We start from the raw sequence: 16,504 nt of genomic DNA, 5'->3' as shown, positions 1-16,504 counted from the left end.
ATCATGATTACACGTCGTAAATTTTTAAATTACTCTTTAAATATGGGCTTTGGCGCTGCAGCGTTAGCGGCTTTCCCATCGAGTATTCAAAAAGCTCTAGCAATTCCTGCAAATAATAAAACGGGCACTATTCAGGATGTTGAACATGTCATCATCTTAATGCAGGAAAACCGATCTTTTGACCATTATTTTGGTACGTTAAAGGGCGTTCGAGGCTTTGCTGACCGTTTTACAATCCCTCTGCCAAATGGTCGCCGTGTATGGGAACAGCTGAGAAGTAATGGTCAGGTTTTAACCCCATTTCACTTAGATGGAACAGCCAATAATGCACAGCGTGCAGATGGTACGCCTCATACGTGGGATGACAGTCAGTTGGCGTGGGACAATGGACGTATGGCAAACTGGCCAACTCATAAAACCGATATATCTATGGGCTATTTTAAAGAAAAAGAAATCCCATATCAGTTTGCACTTGCCAATGCCTTTACGATTTGTGATGCCTACCATTGTTCTATGCACACCGGAACAGATGCGAACCGCTCTTTTCATTTAACTGGTACCAATGGTGCAACACCGACCAAGCGTTCATTTGTAAATAATGAATGGGACTGGATTGATGGTAACCCAGCGACGGCAGACCGTGGTTACACTTGGAAAACCTATGCCGAAAGATTAGAAGAAGCAGGGATAAGCTGGATTTGTTATCAGAATATGCCAGATGAATGGGGCGATAATATGTTGGGTGCATTCCGTTCTTTTAGAAAGGCCAACATTGCATCCGGTTATCCCGTTTCAAGCGGGGGAGAGCCGAATAAACCGTATGCCGATACGGGTCAAAAACTACCGTATAAAGCCTATGATGCGGCTACTGATAATACCAAAAATCCACTCTATAAAGGCATTGCAAATACGCTACCGGGCAATAAACCAGAAGAGTATCTCGACGCTTTTAAAAGAGATATTCGTGAAGGGAAGTTACCTCAAGTTTCTTGGATTAACGCGCCATCGATATACTGCGAACATCCGGACCCTTCAAGCCCGGTTCAAGGAGCTTGGTTTATTCAAGAAATTATTGATGCATTAACTGCTGTACCAGAGGTGTGGAGTAAAACGGCTCTGCTCATCAACTTTGATGAAAATGATGGTTACTTTGACCATATGCCATCGCCATCAGCACCATCTCGACTCAAAAATGGCCAGTACGCAGGTAAATCGACACTAAGCAATGCTGATATGCAAGATGAATATTTTGATCATGCTGCACCTGAGGGGAGCCATTCACAGCCTACACCTGATGGACGAGTTTATGGTCCGGGTCCTCGTGTTCCTTTATATGTGATTTCTCCATGGAGTCGTGGCGGTTGGGTCAACTCACAAGTGTTTGACCATACTTCTGTGCTCATGTTTTTAGAAAAACGTTTTGGTGTAAAAGAGCCGAATATCAGTCCATACCGTCGTGCGGTGTGTGGTGATTTAACAAGTGCATTTAACTTTAAAACACCAAATGCAGATGTTTTACCGCAGTTGAGTGGTAAACAAACACGTCTGCAGGCAGATGCGCTAAGGGAAAACCAAGAAGCTTTGCCAGCTGTTCCTGTACCCACGGATGTTAAGTTACCCATTCAGCAAAGTGGGATCCGTCTATCACGGGCGCTACCTTATGAGTTGCATACCAGTGCGCGTTGTAAAGCAGATGGTAAGGTGCAATTGATTTTTTCTAATACGGGTAAGCAAGCAGCGGTTTTCCACGTATATGATAAGCTCAATTTAGACCGTATTCCAAAGCGTTATATTGTCGAGCCGAATAAAACTTTAGATGATAAATGGGATGCTTTAAACGATAACTTAGGCCGTTATGACCTATGGGTACTTGGTCCAAATGGCTACCATCGTCATTTTAAAGGGGATACTCAACGTATTATCGATAGTGGTGTTAAACCTGAAATTCGAGTGTGCTATGACATTGCTAATGGTGATGTTTATGTCGAACTCATGAATGAGGGAACCAAGGATACAATATTGACAGTAAAACCTTGTGCATATCGACAAGATGCACCATTGCAACTGACCGTAAAAGCGGGACAAGTTGTTAAGCAACATTGGTCGTTGGTTGATGTTGGGCATTGGTATGATTTTGAAGTTACGAGCCAGAGTGATCCGTATTATTACCGACGTTTTGCTGGCCGAGTCGAAACAGGTGAGGATTCCTTTAGTGATCCTGCAATGATCTAAGTTAGGATGAGGCAAAAAGAGGAACTTATTTTCTTTTTGCCTCATTTTTTATAATAAAAAATTCTCTAGAACTTCACGGACTGACTCGGATATTGGAACAGTCTTGCGTGTTTCACGATCAACAAACACATGCACAAAATGTCCTTGAGCTGATGCTTGGTCTTGACCTTGTTTAAAGATTGCCAATTCATAGCGTAAAGATGTCGTACCAATTTTACCAATCGCAACGCCTACCTGAATAACTTCTGGAAATGATAACTCTTGAAAAAAGCTACAAGCTGAGTCAACGACTAAACCAATTGATTTTGCTTCATGAATATCAAAACCTGTTTTCTGGATGAGCAAAGCATTGGCTGCCGTATCAAAATAGCTATAGTAGGTCACATTATTCACATGACCGTAAATATCGTTATCTGCCCAGCGAGTTTGAATATCTAAAAAGAATTTAAATTGATCACGAGTTTTTAAAACGGGTTTAGTCATTAATAAATCGCCTGATAAATTGCTAAAGCAGCTGCTTCTGTCATGTCACGTGGATTATTTTGCAGTAATCGAGTTTGCAACATGGCATCTTGAGCAAGTCTTGGTAAGCTAGACTCTTCAATACTCAAATCGCTAAGTTTTAAAGTCAAACCACTACGGTCTAAGTGATTTTGCATATGGTCAATAAACAGATCACACAAACCATCGGTGCTGCCATTACTATATGGATCAAGCCATTGCATAAGTTCTGCATAGTATTGTTTGGCATAAGGCGCATTAAATTTCAGTACTTCAACGAGCACCAAAGCATTGGTATGTCCATGCGACAAATGAAAATGTCCACCCAATGGATATGCTAAAGCATGCACGGCAGCAACAGGTGAGTTTGCAAATGCCTGACCTGCAAGCATTGAACCGAACAGCATGTTCTGACGTGCTTCTAAGTCATTACCGTTTTTAAGAACTTTCGGTAAGTTATGGTTCAGCAGCTTCAAAGCGTGTTTCGCTAAAATATCGGTATAAATATTTTTCTTATGTTTAGAGGTATATGCCTCAATGGCATGGACCATTGCATCAATACCTGTAGCAGCCGTAATATGGGCAGGTAGATTTTGAGTAAAAGTTGCATCAAGAATTGCTGTATCGGCATAGAGTACCGGAGAGACAATTCCCATTTTTGTCGTTTCACCTGTAGTCACTATTGAGATGGGTGTCACTTCCGAGCCAGTACCGGCTGTAGTGGGAATTAAAATAAGTGGAAGTCGGGTTGTTTTGACCTGATTTACCCCGTACATTTCTTGTAGGTTTTGAGTTTGGTTAGGATGTGCGAGTAAGGCAATCACTTTGGCTACATCTAAAGAACTTCCGCCTCCAAAGCCGACAATAACATCTACATTTTGCTGTTTAGCATAATTTGCTGCATCTAATACCACTTGCTCTGGTGGGTCGGCCTGAACATCAGCATAAATGACATGTTCAATTTTAAGAGTATCTAAAATTTGAAGAATAGGCAGGTGTAACTGATTTTTAATCATACCCGCATCAGTTACCAATAATAACTTGCGGTAAGTTTTTGATGCCAACACATTCTGTAATTCTTGTATAGAACCGAGTCCTGAAATAATGTTGGGAACGGTCTGAAACTGAAAATGGCTCATATACATTATTTCCTTATTTTTGAAAATTATTATAGATGCATTCTATAGGATTCATTCTGCAAATTCTCTTAAAAGTAGCTGTGCTTTTAAGCTGCATTTAGTTAAAGAAAATTCACTTGAAAATTGGCATTTTATAAACTAATTTTCAAAATTATTAAATGAAATTAGATTGTGAATACCTTATTGGCAAATGCAAATAAGGTAAATTTTTTTAAGGATATGCATGTGAAAATAGATACTGATGTCAATACTGGATACGGCAAGGATACCGACAAAAATGGATATGCAAATATTAAGTATCGTGAGCTAATTCAAAAATTAACAGCAACATTATCATTGACGCTTTTGTCATTTGGATGGGGCTCTACAGTAAACGCAGCACAACAACAAATCGCTTTAGTAGGAACCTGGACATCTATCCCAGATGCACCGCTTGTGCAAAAACCAGAAAAAGCCAGTGAAGGTTTGTACCAGCTACAAGTTAATGCTGACGGGACCTTAACTCCTGTTAAGGTATTGCAAATGAAAAGTCCATCTTGGGTTGTAAAATCGAAAGATGGCCGTTTTGCATATACCACTAATGAAGAAAATGAAGGGGCGGTAACGGCATTATCGGTTCAAAACGGAAAGGTAGAGGTATTGAACACGGTAAATAGTCATGGCGGGCATCCAACACATGCCTCTATCAGTTTAGATGGTAAATTCCTATTTGTGTCGAATTATTCTGCATTTGATAAAGGACGTGGCGGTGTCGCTGTTTTGCCAATTTTACCAAATGGACATTTGGGTGAAATGGTACAAAATATTGTTTTTTCGGAGGGTTCTGGTCATGTTAAAGGGCGTCAGGATAGTGGCCATGCCCATTCGACAACTTTTAGCCCAGATGGTAAGTATTTATATGCAAGTGATCTTGGAAATGACAAAGTCTATGCTTTTCGTTACAACCCAAGTAAGCCTCAACCACTTGAAGCGGACAAGAGCCGAGATGTGAGTTTTAAGCATGGTTCTGGTCCACGTCATATGGTCTTTTCACCAAATGGTAAACAGGCATACATTACCGCGGAAATGCGAAGTGAAATTGTGACATTTAACGTACAAGATGGCCATTTGAAAAAAGTCGCTGAGCTAAAACTGGTTCACGAAGACAAAACACCTGAATTCAAGAGTGCAAGTGGAATTATTCTTAGTCCAAATGGTAAGTATGTGATCGCTGCAAATCGTGGTGCGGACAACAAACTTTTGGTATTTAAAATCCAACAGAATGGGCTTTTAGGTCAACCACAAGTTTATAAGGCCAATGGTATTGAACCACGTGCTTTTTCATTTGATGAGTCAGGTAAATATCTGTATGTGACGAATGTTTATAGTAATAACATTAGCTTATTCCGTTTTGATACCAAAAATGGCTCATTAAAACCTTTAGGCGATGCAGCTAAAATATCGACTCCAACTGATATCAAATTCTTTTAATAATTTTTTCTCACACTGATCCTGCAATATTTATAAGCTATTAGATTTTTCAGTGTTCATTGCTACAGATACTCAATCTTGAAAGGCAATCAAGATTGAGTTGAGGATTGAGCACATAGAAAATTCCTTTAAAATCTCTCATTTTACTTTTCAAGCTGCGTGAGTTTTGAGAAAATGAGAGCTTGTCACAATGGTCAATTCAAACCTGATAATAATGGATAATTTTGTCGGGTTTTTGCAGATTTTTGCGTGTAAAATACTTATTTATTTTTTAGTTTAAGTGGTTGGAATAAATTTCTAATGGAAGCACAGTATAAGGTGTTATGTGTCTGTTTAGGAAATATTTGCCGTTCTCCCACGGCTGAAGTGGTTTTTAGACATTATTGTGATCAGCATCAACTCAATATCATTGTCGATTCAGCTGGAACAAGTAATTATCATCCAAATAAAGCACCTGATCAGCGTAGCCAATTGCATGCAAAAAAAAGAGGCTATGACTTATCTTCTTTGCGGGCAAGACAACTTTCAACTCAAGACTTTTTAGATTTTGATTTGATTTTGGCAATGGATCATCAAAACTTTGATGATATCCACGACTTGCTACAAAGAGCTATCTTCCAATTTGGCAGCCATCAAATTCGAGCAAAAGTGGCATTAATGAGTGAACATGATCCTCAATATCCACAACAAGCTCTGCCTGACCCTTACTATGGTGGAGATGAGGGCTTTGAACGTGTACTCGACCAATGTGAATCAAGTGCGTTGGCGTGGATTAATATCCTAAAAAAACAATTGAATGTTTAAGAACAGGTTTTTCAATACAATGCAAATTCAAAATCAAGTACAGCTTAAGCCATTCAATACTTTAAGTTTAGATGTTACAGCTTCTCATTACACTAAGGTCAAATCTATTGAAGATATTGAAAAAGCTTTAACTTTTGCTAAAGAGCATGAGCTAAATGTACTTGTATTATCTGGCGGTAGTAACATGCTATTACCGCAAAAAATTAATGCTTTAGTTATTCATCTTGATATTCAGGGCATAGACGTTTTATCTGAAGATCAGGATTTTATTCAAGTTAAAGTCGGTGCAGGACAAGTTTGGCACGATTTCGTTTTATATACTACAAGGCAAAATTGGTTTGGCTTACAGAACTTGGCACTTATTCCGGGCTTGGTTGGTGCTTCACCAGTGCAAAATATTGGTGCTTATGGTGTTGAGGTTGGTGAGTTTATTGAGTCGGTACAAGTCTATGACCGTCTATTAAAACAAACCGGATCAATTTCGGCAGCAGATTGTCATTTTTCTTATCGACATAGCATTTTTAAAGATGACCCAGCTCGTTACATCATTACTCATGTCACCTTTAAGCTGCTTAAACAAGCCAATCTAAAGCTAAATTACGGCGATTTAAAACAGGCAGTAGGAGATAACCTGACTGCTGAAAATTTACAAAATCAGGTCATTCATATTCGTCAAAGTAAATTACCTGATCCAAAAGAATATCCGAATGTAGGAAGTTTCTTTAAAAATCCGATTGTAAATACTCAAGAATTTGAACGATTAATCGCACAATTCTCAACAATTCCACATTATCCTCAGGCTAATGGTAACGTTAAAATTGCTGCTGGTTGGTTAATTGATCAGGCTGGATGGAAAGGTAAACAGCTCGGTGTAGTGGGAATGTTCCATAAGCAAGCCTTGGTTTTGGTGAATTATGCCAATGCATCTCTTGCGGATGTAAAGAAAACTTATCAAGCTGTACAACATGATGTTGAACAGCGTTTCCAAATTATGTTAGAACCAGAGCCTGTGCTTTATAACAATTTAGGTTTAATTGAAAATCATACGGAATAGTTTTATGCCAAAAGTACACTTGATGGTACGTTTTGTACAAGTAGTTACTGTACTATTTGTACTATTAGGCTGTTTCGTGATTTTTTTGTATTCGCCGTTTTATTCAAAACTTATTGTAGCTGGACTTAACTATTTTGTTCCGGTAGATGTTAATGAGGTGGCTGCGGAAAGCCAGCGAAAAGCAGCATTAAGTGAACATGATAACTTAGAGCCGGGGTCAAATTTATGGATTGCTCGTCAGGCTTATTTGAAGTTAACAGAAGATGCTTTACGTGAAAATAAGACAGCAGATTTGGGTTACATACAAGAAAACTATAAGGCTTTGCAGCAAATTATTCTTTTAGAAGAAAAAGAACAAGAACTACAGGAAGAGAAAGAAACGACGGCTGTGAGTGTTCCTTTGGTTGCAAAAAATTCAGAAATTGATGCAGCTGATGAAGCAAGTAGTCCTATCGATGCAGCACTTTCTATTAATAGTTCTGAAAATAAAGCCCTTACAGAGCAATATACGGAGTTTTTAGCAAGAAAACCTGTAGTGCCAGAGCATCAAAAAGCGGCGAGCGAGCCTGAGCAGAAAGTTGAATATGTTCGTAAAAACCCTCTGCCTGCTCAACCTAAAAAGTTATCAGAACCTTATGCGATTGTAGTATTGGGTGGCGGTTTAACTTTAGATAAAAATGGCAAAGATATTGTAGTTAACAGCTATACGCGGTTAAGACTAGAAAAAACCTTAGAAGTTGAAAAGAAAAACCATCTACCTATCGTACTAAGTGGAGTTGAAGCCCCTTATATGCAAGCATGGTTGAAAGCGCGTGGGGTAGATGCAAAATTATTAGAAAAGCGCAGTATGAATACCTGTGAGAATACTCGCTTTAGTTCATTGTTACTTCAAAAGAAAGGTGGTGCGCCTACAGTTATGTTGGTCACAGATGAATATCATATGCCACGTACGCGCCGTTTATTTGCTTTAAATGGGATAGAAACTATTCCTGTTACCGCTCCAATGCCAACCCCGCTTACACGTTGGCAACCGAGTACACAAAACTACGATCATAGTCGTCGTGCAAATTATGAATTACTTGCGACAATTCGTGACATGTTATTTGGTTCAAGTGATTGTCGAGAGGTGCCTTAATGTCTGAGATTCCATTTCTCAATCCTGCCGTATTAAAACAATTAGATTTACCGGTTCCGAACCGTGAACTCACTCCGCAAGTTTTAAGCCCACTCAATTTAAATACCTTAGAAGAACCTTCTCGTGAGCTTTTAGCATACCGTAAATTATACGGTTTACATTTACTGGACTGTGAGCATTGGCAAGGCTATGTCCAAATGCCTTTATTCCGTCTGCATGTCCAAGTTTTTAAACCTAAATTAGACAAAATCCAAGGAACCGTATGTTTATTGCATGGTTATCTGGAGCATAGCGGAATTTATCAGCCCATTATTCGCGAAATACTTGAACAAGGCTTTAGTGTTATTACCTACGACTTACCTGGTCATGGTTTGAGTAATGGTTCACCTGCAAGTATTCAAAATTTTGACCATTATCAACAAGTTTTGATGGCGGTTTATCAATATGTCAAACATGCTGATCAATTACCGAAACCATGGGTAGGTATTGGTCAAAGTACGGGTGGGGCAATCTGGATGCATCACTTGCTTGAGTATGCAGAAAAAAGACAAGACCCAATCGTCGATAGGGTTTTATTGCTTTCACCATTAATTCGACCTGCTAAAACAGCATGGTGGCATAATCCGGTAGGTCTAGGCATTATTCGTCGTATTAAGCGTCAAGTGCCTCGACACTTTAGACGAAATAACCATAATCCTGAATTTTTAAGATTTATTCGTTTAAAAGATCCATTGCAGCCACGCATGATGGGCATGGACTGGATTTTGGCAATGTCAAAATGGATGCAGGAAATGGAAGAGCGACCTGCTTGTCGTATTCCTGTCTGGCTTGCACAAGGGGCATTAGATCAAACAGTAGACTGGCGTTACAACATCGAGTTTATTCGCCGTAAGTTTAGGCTTCAAACCTTATTGATGCTGGAAGAGGGTTCCCATCAATTAATTAACGAACGTGCAGATATTCGTGCGGCTTTAACAGGTTTAATTCCAGCCTTTTTACATGCAAAGCCGAAACATTTTTATTATTAAAGTTTGAAGCTGCCTATAGAGGCAGCTTCAGTTTTAACTATTTAAAAATGATTGGCGTCAGCCATATTCCACATACGATAATAGAAATTATCATCATCATTTTTCAGTTCAGATTGTAAAAGCTCACCTTCTTTTAAGAAGAAGTGTAATTGAGCATAGTTTTTAATTTCACGGTCATTAATCCGTTGAGCTAAATGATGAGCTTTAATATCCGATGGATGACGTAAACCTGCCGCAGCAATCATTTCTGAGTAAGCATCCGGCTAACACAGCCTTACCAAGCGGTCCTATAAGCCTTAATTTAGTTCCCACCTAAAAACAAGTGGGGACTTAATCCATGAACATGGATATATATTCAGCAACACCTCCTGTTGCTAAAAAACGCAGAACATACAGCAAAGAATTCAAACTCAGTATTGTCAATGCCTGTAAAAATCCTAATACCTCGATCGCTTCGGTCGCACTGCAACATAGTATTAATGCCAACCTTGTCAGTCGTTGGATCAGGATCTTCAGCCATCATGAGGGTGCCGTGCAGGATCCTACTCATGTGAATCCAGCATTTATTGCTTTGCCTTACACTGCTGCAATCAGCCAACCTATTGATGAGAGGATCACGTTGTGTATCACCGTGCCTCATACGAATAATGATATTCAGCTAAAATGGCAGACATCAGAAATACCTGCCTTGGCAGAATTACTCAAGGCACTGGCAACATGATCCGTATCAATGAAATTTGGCTCTCTACCCAGCCCATGGATATGCGAGCAGGAATGGATACTGTCATGGCTCAGGTGGTGAGAGCCTTTGGCTACATCAAACCGCATTGCGCCTACCTGTTCTGTAATAAACGTGGTCATCGTATGAAAGTGTTGGTACATGATGGACTGGGCATCTGGCTGTGTGCCCGGCGTTTGGAACAGGGTAAATTTCACTGGGCTCAAGTTCACCAAGGTGAAACCGTGGCCCTCAGCCCGGAACAGTTACAGGCATTAATCCAAGGTTTGCCCTGGCAGAGAATTGGATTGCAGCAAGTGGTGAATATGCTCTAAACCAAGCTCGACCATTCTGCCATCCTCCAAACGTTCTATTTCATTCTCTTCATGACCTCAGGCATACTGCGGTCATGAATACGCTGCCTGACTTAAGCCAACTGACCCATGAACAACTGCTGGAATTCACCAGACAGTTGGCGATGCAGCATCAGTCTCTAGCACAATCAAACCAACAATTGGATGCCAAAGTTCAACATCTTTCTATTCTCAATCAAAAATACGAGCATGAACTGGCGCTGTTTAAAAAGCACAAATTCGCCCAAAAGAATGAACACTTAACGGCAAAACAAATCCACCTATGGGATGAAGCGGTTGAAGAAGATATTGCTGCTGTTGATCTGGAATTAGAACGATTAAATGCAGATAAAACCGATGCAGCGACACAGAAAGCCAAAACCAATAAACCTAAACGTCGACCACTGCCAGATCATCTACACACCATCCGTATTGAGCATGAACCTGCATCAACCCAATGCACTTGTGGATGCCAACTCCGTCGTATCGGCGAAGATGTCAGTGAGAAACTGCATTTCAGACCGGCACAGTTCTATAAGGAACAGCATGTGCGTGGTAAATGGGTCTGTGATCAGTGTGACACTCTGACTCAGCAAGCGATGCCCGCCTATGTGATTGATAAAGGCATTGCTTCACCTGAATTGCTCAGCCATGTGCTGGTATCGAAGTATGCCGATCATTTGCCGCTGTACCGTCAACGTCTGATCTATCAGCGGGCGGGAATCGAACTTTCTAGATCAACTTTATCTGACTGGATAGGTCGCTGCGGTGTAGAACTGGAACCTCTGGCCAATGCCTTAAAAGAGGTGGTGCTGCAACAGCGGGTGCTGCATGCAGATGAAACACCGGTCACCATCATGCGGATGGGTGAGAATGAGAAAAAACCGAAGAAAGGTTATGTCTGGGCCTATGCCACCACACAGTACAATCCAGTTCAGGCGGTGATCTATGACTTTCAGGATAGTCGTTCAGGCCAGCATGCTGCAGAGTTCTTGAAAGGCTGGCAGGGCAATCTAGTCTGTGATGATTACAGTGGTTATAAAGCACGCTTTAAATCAGGCCAGGTCATAGAGGTCGGCTGCATGGCCCATGCACGTCGTAAATTCCATGAACTGCATGTGACCGGGAAAAGTCAGGTCGCTGAACAGGCATTGGTGCTGATTCAGAAACTGTATGCGATAGAAGCAGAACTCAGGAAAAAGACCGATGGTACAGCGGAAGACCGCCGCGAATACCGACAACAGCATAGTCAACCAGTGATGCAACAACTATATGAATGGCTCAACCAACATCATCTGACAGTGCCATCGAGTTCTCCCACCGCCAAGGCCATCAATTACACTCTGAAGCGTTGGCCAGCCTTAAGCCGCTATCTGGATGATGGCAATCTACCGATATGCAACAATTGGGTAGAGAATCAGATGCGTCCCTGGGCGTTGGGGCGCAAGAACTGGCTGTTTGCAGGTTCGCTGCGCAGTGGTCAGCGAGCGGCAAACATCATGACTTTAATCCAGTCAGCAAAGCTGAATGGGCTGGATCCGTATGCCTATTTAAGTGATGTGCTGAAAAGGTTACCGACACATAAAGTGACCCAGATTGAAGAGTTACTGCCGCACTGCTGGAAACCTAAATCGAATTAAAAAATAGGTATGGGATTCAGCGGACGCTTACATTTCTGATAATGCATGTAATGTATTTTTGTGGAAATTAAATACACGTTCTGCTTTGGTCGGTACATGGAGTGCTTTCTGGCGATCTTTATCTTGGGTTGCAACGCCTACAGGACATTGGTTTGTATGGCAACTTTGCGCTTGAATACATCCAACTGCAAACATAAAGCCACGTGCTGAGTTCACCCAATCTGCACCGAGTGCAAATGTGCTGGCAATATCAAATGCACTAATAATTTTACCGCTTGCACCAATTTTAACTTGATCTCTTAGGCCAGCACCTACAAGTGTGTTATGAACAAAACGTAGGCCTTCACGTAATGGTGTTCCGATATAGTCACTAAACTCAATAGGGGCTGCGCCAGTGCCACCTTCAGAACCATCAACTACAATAAAATCAGGCACAATTTTTGTTTCAAGCATTGCTTTTACAATACTCATAAACTGCCAAGGTTGACCAATACACAGTTTGAAACCTACCGGTTTACCACCAGATAAAGTTCGTAACTTCTGTAAGAAATGCATCATTTCAATTGGTGTCGAAAAGCTTGAATGCTTCGCAGGAGAGATACAATCATGGTCACGGGAAACACCACGGATCTCGGCAATTTCAGCAGTAATCTTATGTTTAGGTAAAATACCGCCATGGCCCGGTTTAGCCCCTTGCGAAAGCTTAAGCTCAATCATTTTGATTTGTGGCAATTGAGACTGCTTAGCAAACTTCTGTTCATCAAATTTTCCATCTAAAGTTCGGCAGCCAAAATATCCACTGGCAATTTGCCAAACAATATCACCACCATTTTCTAAATGATAAGGGCTGAGACTACCTTCACCGGTATCGTGATAAAAACCGCCTAATTGTGCTCCTTTGTTTAATGCACGTATTGCATTCGCACTTAAACTACCAAAGCTCATGGCAGAGATATTCATAATGGATGCACTATAAGGTTGAAGGCATTGGGCATTACCAATTTGAATACGGAAACTCTTAGGATCCGCTGGTGGACATGGACTAATGGAATGAACAATAAAGCGATAATCTTCTTGATAGACATCAATAATTGATCCAAAAGGTTTATCTGCATTCTCATTTTTAGCACGTTGATAAACCAAACTTCTTTGCATACGCGAGAAAGGAAGGGCATCTTGATCCGCTTCAATAAAGTATTGGCGAATTTCAGGGCGTATATCTTCAAATAAAAAACGGAAATGGCCCATAATCGGGTAATTTCTTAAGATTGAATGTCTATTTTGTAAGACATCATATAGACCTAATAAGCTTAATGCGCCACTGACGACCCATAAACCGTTGAGTAAAGTATCCGAAATAAAATAATAAATACTATGAGGTGTATATACGGTTCTAAACCACGTGATTGTGAGTGCAGTAAAAATACACAAGAACCAAATAGAGTGGCGTGAAAAGAATGTATTGAGAAATTTATGTCGAATGATTTGTGCCGGACTCGCCATATGTGAACAAATTCCTAATGTTTTACTGGCACATACCTTGCCAAGAAGCAGCCAAAACTACAAGTAGGGAATTGTTTAACCGGTATTTTATTCATTTAATCTTTTACCAACTGATCATCTCCCTAATACGAGAAGCTGATGAGTTGGCAAAGACCAGAGCTTTATTAAGCTTTAAGAGGGAGCTGTTTTTTTATGAACAAAATAAATAAGGTGATGACTAAGCTAAATCCAAAAATAGGTAAACTCAGCCCTAGAACAGCAAGCATTAATATCGTAATTATTCTTTGTTGTGTAGTTGCATGTTTCCATACGAACAAAGTTTGGTTAATAAAATGATGGGTCGTAAGTTTTACATTGGAGGTTTTAAACCAAGCTTTATACGCATAAACAATCATTACACATAGCCCGAGCGCATACAGAACCAGAATTAATTGATTGACCCAACCGAATAGTACCCCAATATGTGCATCAACTCCCCAGCGTGTAAGTTTTGCAACTAATGAATAATCTTTAAAAGCGAGTTTATCGATTACCTTGTGTTCATGCATATCAATCGCAATACTATCTGCTTGTGTGGGCCATTTACGCTGTATTTCCGCAACAGTCCAAGCTTGGTTCGCAGCAACTGGCGGTTTGATTTGTATTTCTGTTGAATTAATCCCTTTTGCTCGAGCAATTGCTAATACAGAATCGAATTCAGCTGGCATGATGTCTAAATTTGGCGTTTCCATGATCATTTCGTGATGTTCATGATGAGACATTTCTGGCAATGAAATCTGATTTAGTGAGGTGGTCAATGTTGGTGTTTGCCAGTTTAACCATTGACGGGCAATACGAATATTATCACCAGCCCATTGAGACCATGTAAGACCAGTAATCGCAATGAACAATAAAAGTGGTAGTAAAGCTAACCCAATAGAACTATGCCATTTTAATAAGTGATTTTTATTTGTTTGTCTGTTTTTGAAGTTTGAGCGACGCTTCCACCAACTGTATAGCCCACTTAAAGTTAAAAAACCAAGCCAACTTGCAGCAAGTTCACTATAAAAACGTCCCCATTTTCCTAATAATAAATTGCTGTGTAATTGATCTAAGAATGTACGTAACGGTAATACGCCACTGGTTCCATACACAGCAAGTTGTCCTTTTACAGAAAGCGTATAAGGATCAATAAAAATGGCTTCATTATTTAGATGGTGTGTATGATCGGAAAAAATAACCCGCGTAGTTTGCACAGGGCTTGGTGATGGTCTGACTTCTGTAATTTTTGCAGTTGCAGGCATGACTTTTCTTGCGCTTTCAATCTGCTGGCTTAGAGGGTGTATCTCCTTATTTAAAGGCTGAACGTATAATACATCTTTATAGATGAATTGCTCTAGCTGAGGCGTAATTGCATATAGTAAGCCAGTAAATGCGGCAACAAATATAAATGGGGCAATAAAAATACCGGCATAAATATGTATGAGACGGAACAGACTACGCCAAAAGCTAGAAATAGGGGACATTTTAAAGAGATATCGAGCAAACTTTGTCGTGAAGTATATCTATTTTAAATTGTATTTTGAAATTGCACTTTTCATTGGTTAGCTTGATTGTAGATTTTCTAAAGTATCATTGTGCTGAATTACTAGCAATGCTGTTGCTTGGTGTTATGAAATATCTCGTAAATTTTGCTCTCTAAATACACAGCTCATATGATCAATACAATATTTAGTATAGATATTTATGAAAAAGCACTTTATAGAAAAATTTTTATTGTTAAGTTTGTTTTAAATATTATTCTTTTAATTTATCTAGAGAAACTAAATAATCTATGATTTATTTCTTAGTAATTATAATTTCGTAATTTATTCTAGTACCAATAGATTTATGAGGTTGGTTTGAGGGAATACAGCTAATGAGTAAGAACTCTTTTAGAGGTATTAAGGGTTTATGTATAAGCTTTTTAATAAAATTTTATATTGTTACTAATTCTATTGGTTAATATTTTAAGAAAAATTATCTTATTAATTTTTATAATATTTAGTGCTTAATAAAATTTTTAAATGAAACTTCTAGACTAAAAACAAAAGTATACACTCTTGTTTTTTAGTCTAGTATTTCAATGTTATTAAATTAAATAGCGACTAATTCCTCAATTTTTTCAAGATCGATTATTTTTTTAATATAAGACCAAGTTTTTTCAGCATTAATTAAATTTTTATCAATTGTTCCATCATTAATAACTCCATCGAGGATATTAAGAAATAGATTGGTTAATGCAGCTGCGTCTTCTACCTGAATTTTAATTAAAATAGAAAAAACAAGCTCATAGAGCCATTCTCTATATTCATTAATAGGATTTTTAACGGATGGATAAAGTTGTACTACTTCCATAGTTGCCTTTTTAAATAAGCATCCATTAAAGTCTTCTGTGTAAATCCAGTCAATATACCAATTAAATAAGCTTCTGAGTTGAACTAAAGGTAGGTCATTGGTATTGATTCTTTCTAATATAGCGGACTGTATATCAGAGTTTCTCTTGTAAAGGCATGATTCTATTAGCTTTTCCTTTGAAGGAAAATACTTGTAGAATGTCATCTTTGCAACATTAGATTCAGCAATAATTCTGTCCACTCCAATAGAGTTATAGCTTTTTTCATTAAAAAGGGCAGTTGCTGTTTTTATAATAGTGTCTCTTTTTGACATCGATTTCCCCGTAGTAAATCTTTTGAAATCCGTTTCTTTTTTAAGGCTAGTGCTCTGGCAAAAGTCAGTTTAATCATATTGAAAACGCTAATGTAATACAACATGTGAGAGCCTAAAAAAAATAGTATTTTTCGATATTAATTGTTATTTGATTCATTAAAAAAATTCATTAAATTATCCATTGATTTGTAGTAATAATAAACCTAATATCAAATTGTTTAGGGATGAGTATACAATTT

General features: G+C 39.1%; 13 protein-coding genes and 2 pseudogenes. 9 read left to right on the top strand and 6 right to left on the bottom strand.

Annotation, left to right across the window (positions count from 1 at the left end; all coding sequences use genetic code 11):
• Window positions 1-3 precede the first annotated feature (3 nt).
• Window positions 4-2,232 carry a phosphocholine-specific phospholipase C gene (locus tag EGS71_RS04695; RefSeq protein WP_000632995.1) on the top strand — a complete coding sequence of 743 codons (2,229 nt, stop codon included), beginning with the start codon at window positions 4-6 and terminating at the stop codon, window positions 2,230-2,232.
• A 48-nt stretch (window positions 2,233-2,280) separates the two neighbouring features.
• Here EGS71_RS04695 and EGS71_RS04690 read toward each other — a convergent pair whose 3' ends face one another.
• The gene (locus EGS71_RS04690) at window positions 2,281-2,715 is read right to left on the bottom strand and encodes an acyl-CoA thioesterase (protein ID WP_000165801.1); all 435 of its coding nucleotides are present in this window, start codon (window positions 2,713-2,715) and stop codon (window positions 2,281-2,283) included.
• Window positions 2,715-3,872, bottom strand: a complete 1,158-nt coding sequence (locus EGS71_RS04685) for an iron-containing alcohol dehydrogenase (RefSeq protein WP_000017872.1) — start codon at window positions 3,870-3,872, stop codon at window positions 2,715-2,717. Before EGS71_RS04685 ends, EGS71_RS04690 begins: the two co-directional genes overlap by 1 nt.
• Before the next feature lie 225 nt (window positions 3,873-4,097).
• Between EGS71_RS04685 and EGS71_RS04680 the strand changes: the two genes are divergently transcribed.
• The 5 genes from EGS71_RS04680 (at window position 4,098) to EGS71_RS04660 (ending at window position 9,363) form a co-directional block, all read left to right on the top strand.
• The gene (locus tag EGS71_RS04680; RefSeq protein ID WP_002010334.1) at window positions 4,098-5,342 is read left to right on the top strand and encodes a lactonase family protein; all 1,245 of its coding nucleotides are present in this window, start codon (window positions 4,098-4,100) and stop codon (window positions 5,340-5,342) included.
• 300 nt (window positions 5,343-5,642) lie between these two features.
• Window positions 5,643-6,146, top strand: coding sequence for a low molecular weight protein-tyrosine-phosphatase (locus tag EGS71_RS04675; protein WP_000388070.1), 504 nt, complete (start codon window positions 5,643-5,645; stop codon window positions 6,144-6,146).
• Window positions 6,147-6,165: 19 nt separating this feature from the next.
• The gene (murB, locus tag EGS71_RS04670; protein ID WP_001166925.1) at window positions 6,166-7,200 is read left to right on the top strand and encodes a UDP-N-acetylmuramate dehydrogenase; all 1,035 of its coding nucleotides are present in this window, start codon (window positions 6,166-6,168) and stop codon (window positions 7,198-7,200) included.
• 4 nt (window positions 7,201-7,204) lie between these two features.
• Window positions 7,205-8,335: a YdcF family protein gene (locus EGS71_RS04665; protein WP_001127152.1), complete on the top strand. Its 1,131-nt coding sequence runs from the start codon at window positions 7,205-7,207 to the stop codon at window positions 8,333-8,335.
• Window positions 8,335-9,363: an alpha/beta hydrolase gene (locus EGS71_RS04660; protein ID WP_001290023.1), complete on the top strand. Its 1,029-nt coding sequence runs from the start codon at window positions 8,335-8,337 to the stop codon at window positions 9,361-9,363. The genes EGS71_RS04665 and EGS71_RS04660 overlap by 1 nt, the downstream gene beginning before the upstream one ends.
• 41 nt (window positions 9,364-9,404) lie before the next feature.
• On the opposite strand, the pseudogene EGS71_RS04655 reads toward EGS71_RS04660, so the two are convergent.
• Window positions 9,405-9,620: pseudogene (locus tag EGS71_RS04655) on the bottom strand (FMN-binding glutamate synthase family protein); the annotation flags it as partial.
• Window positions 9,621-9,700: 80 nt separating this feature from the next.
• Between EGS71_RS04655 and EGS71_RS04650 the strand changes: the two are divergent.
• From EGS71_RS04650 to EGS71_RS04640, 3 genes are all read left to right on the top strand, one after another.
• On the top strand, window positions 9,701-10,084 hold the full coding sequence (locus EGS71_RS04650; RefSeq protein ID WP_001055589.1) for a transposase: 384 nt from the start codon (window positions 9,701-9,703) through the stop codon (window positions 10,082-10,084).
• Complete coding sequence (tnpB, locus tag EGS71_RS04645; protein WP_000619347.1) at window positions 10,081-10,416, top strand: IS66 family insertion sequence element accessory protein TnpB; 336 nt, start codon at window positions 10,081-10,083, stop codon at window positions 10,414-10,416. Before EGS71_RS04650 ends, tnpB begins: the two co-directional genes overlap by 4 nt.
• A 74-nt stretch (window positions 10,417-10,490) precedes the next feature.
• Entirely contained in the window at window positions 10,491-12,074 is a 1,584-nt protein-coding gene (locus EGS71_RS04640; protein ID WP_001094424.1) for an IS66-like element ISAba25 family transposase, read from the top strand.
• A 30-nt stretch (window positions 12,075-12,104) separates the two neighbouring features.
• Here EGS71_RS04640 and EGS71_RS04635 read toward each other — a convergent pair.
• The 3 genes and pseudogenes from EGS71_RS04635 to EGS71_RS04625 form a co-directional block, all read right to left on the bottom strand.
• Window positions 12,105-13,577, bottom strand: a pseudogene (locus EGS71_RS04635) (FMN-binding glutamate synthase family protein); the annotation flags it as partial.
• A gap of 164 nt (window positions 13,578-13,741) precedes the next feature.
• A complete protein-coding gene (locus EGS71_RS04630) occupies window positions 13,742-15,082 on the bottom strand; it encodes a PepSY-associated TM helix domain-containing protein (protein ID WP_000074617.1) in 1,341 nt (446 codons plus the stop codon).
• A gap of 610 nt (window positions 15,083-15,692) precedes the next feature.
• Window positions 15,693-16,265 carry a TetR/AcrR family transcriptional regulator gene (locus EGS71_RS04625; protein WP_000043926.1) on the bottom strand — a complete coding sequence of 191 codons (573 nt, stop codon included), beginning with the start codon at window positions 16,263-16,265 and terminating at the stop codon, window positions 15,693-15,695.
• Window positions 16,266-16,504 lie beyond the last annotated feature (239 nt).

The sequence above is a fragment of the Acinetobacter sp. FDAARGOS_559 genome, assembly GCF_003940475.1.
Taxonomy (GTDB): domain Bacteria; phylum Pseudomonadota; class Gammaproteobacteria; order Pseudomonadales; family Moraxellaceae; genus Acinetobacter; species Acinetobacter baumannii.
Note: the sequence above shows the minus strand (reverse complement) of the source record. Positions and strands in the feature narration are given on the sequence as shown.

Excerpts from the sequence above, each read along its gene's own strand:
- EGS71_RS04685 (WP_000017872.1), bottom strand. The coding sequence starts at position 3,872 with ATGAGCCATTTTCAGTTTCAGACCGTTCCCAACATTATTTCAGGACTC.
- EGS71_RS04660 (WP_001290023.1), top strand. The coding sequence starts at position 8,335 with ATGTCTGAGATTCCATTTCTCAATCCTGCCGTATTAAAACAATTAGAT.
- EGS71_RS04695 (WP_000632995.1), top strand. The coding sequence starts at position 4 with ATGATTACACGTCGTAAATTTTTAAATTACTCTTTAAATATGGGCTTT.
- EGS71_RS04650 (WP_001055589.1), top strand. The coding sequence starts at position 9,701 with ATGAACATGGATATATATTCAGCAACACCTCCTGTTGCTAAAAAACGC.
- EGS71_RS04665 (WP_001127152.1), top strand. The coding sequence starts at position 7,205 with ATGCCAAAAGTACACTTGATGGTACGTTTTGTACAAGTAGTTACTGTA.
- EGS71_RS04690 (WP_000165801.1), bottom strand. The coding sequence starts at position 2,715 with ATGACTAAACCCGTTTTAAAAACTCGTGATCAATTTAAATTCTTTTTA.
- EGS71_RS04625 (WP_000043926.1), bottom strand. The coding sequence starts at position 16,265 with ATGTCAAAAAGAGACACTATTATAAAAACAGCAACTGCCCTTTTTAAT.
- EGS71_RS04675 (WP_000388070.1), top strand. The coding sequence starts at position 5,643 with ATGGAAGCACAGTATAAGGTGTTATGTGTCTGTTTAGGAAATATTTGC.
- EGS71_RS04640 (WP_001094424.1), top strand. The coding sequence starts at position 10,491 with ATGAATACGCTGCCTGACTTAAGCCAACTGACCCATGAACAACTGCTG.
- tnpB (WP_000619347.1), top strand. The coding sequence starts at position 10,081 with ATGATCCGTATCAATGAAATTTGGCTCTCTACCCAGCCCATGGATATG.
- murB (WP_001166925.1), top strand. The coding sequence starts at position 6,166 with ATGCAAATTCAAAATCAAGTACAGCTTAAGCCATTCAATACTTTAAGT.
- EGS71_RS04630 (WP_000074617.1), bottom strand. The coding sequence starts at position 15,082 with ATGTCCCCTATTTCTAGCTTTTGGCGTAGTCTGTTCCGTCTCATACAT.